Raw genomic sequence first — 1,192 nt, 5'->3', positions numbered from 1 at the left:
TTCTGGGCCAGCATGATCGCCTCTTCCGGCAGGCCGCGCGCAATGAGCACATCGGGGTGGTTGTCGCGTACCAGCTTGCGATAGGCGCGCCGCGCCTCGTCTTTCGAGGCACCGGGCGGAAGGCCCAGCACCGTATGGGGCAAGGGGGAGGTATTGGGTACGAATCGCGCGCGGAGTGAGGCGAATTCGGCCTCGTCCAGATTGAAGATGCGGCTGACCTGTTCGAGAAAGGCGTCCTCGTTCGGGTGGTAGGTGCCGTCCGCCATGGCGATGTGAAAGAGCCCCTCCATCAGGTCGCGCAGCATCTCCGGCTGGTCGGAGAACATGCGCGCGATGCGCGCCGCGTAATCTTCGAAGCCCGCCACGTCCTGCCGGGCAAGGTTGAAGACCCGGGCGGCATTCTGGGTATCCTCATCGGCGATCTGGAAAACCTGCCGAAAGGCGGTGACCTCGTCCCGGGTGACCTGCCCATCCGCCTTGGCCATCTTGGCACCCAGCGCGATCACGGCGATGGTAAAGGCGATCGACCGTTCGGGAGGCGTGCGCAGCCGGTCGAAGACCGCTGACAGCCCTTCCCCCGCGGTGAGCGCAGACAGCGCCTTGGTGATGCGTGACCAGATCGACATTGGAGGACCATATAGGCTGCGACAGCGGAAGTCAGTCCGATGTCAGCGTTTTTTGCATCAGGATGAGGTCCAGCCACTGGTCGTTCTTGCGCCCGACTTCGCGCAAACGGCCCGCTTCGACAAAGCCGAGTGCTGAATGGAACGCGACCGCGCCGCTGTTCACGGCACTGATGCCCGCGACCATGACGTGCATGCCCTGTTGGGCGGCCTCCGCCATGGCGCGTTCCATCAGGCGGCGGCCCGTGCCGCTGCGCCGCGCCCCTTCGGCCAGCACGATGGAATGTTCCACCGTGGCCGCATAGCCGGGGCCGTTGCGGAAAGTTCCATAGGTTACGAACCCGGCCAATCCGCCCTGCCCGTCCGCCTCCGCCAGCCAGACGGCGCGAGGGCGCGCCTCGATCAGTGCGCGAATCTCCGCTTCGGTCTTGAGCTGGTTGGTGAAGGTGAAAAGGCTGCCCGCGATCATGCCGTTCCAGATCGACGCGATGGCGGCGGCGTCTTCCGGTTTGGCGGCCCGGATGCTCACGCCAGCGTCCTTTCGCCGCGGGGGGTCGCGAAGCGTGCCG

2 protein-coding genes are annotated in these 1,192 nt (G+C 65.8%); both read right to left on the bottom strand.

From position 1 onward, the window contains the following. Positions 1-626, bottom strand: a 626-nt coding sequence (locus tag A3728_RS12930) for a TerB family tellurite resistance protein (RefSeq protein WP_067924411.1), incomplete at its 3' end; no start/stop codon positions are given. 31 nt (positions 627-657) lie between these two features. Then, a complete protein-coding gene (locus A3728_RS12925; RefSeq protein WP_067924413.1) occupies positions 658-1,152 on the bottom strand; it encodes a GNAT family N-acetyltransferase in 495 nt (164 codons plus the stop codon). Positions 1,153-1,192: the final 40 nt, after the last annotated feature.

The sequence above is a fragment of the Sulfitobacter sp. HI0040 genome (assembly GCF_001634885.1).
GTDB lineage: Bacteria > Pseudomonadota > Alphaproteobacteria > Rhodobacterales > Rhodobacteraceae > Sulfitobacter.
This window is presented reverse-complemented; position numbering and strand designations above follow the sequence as displayed.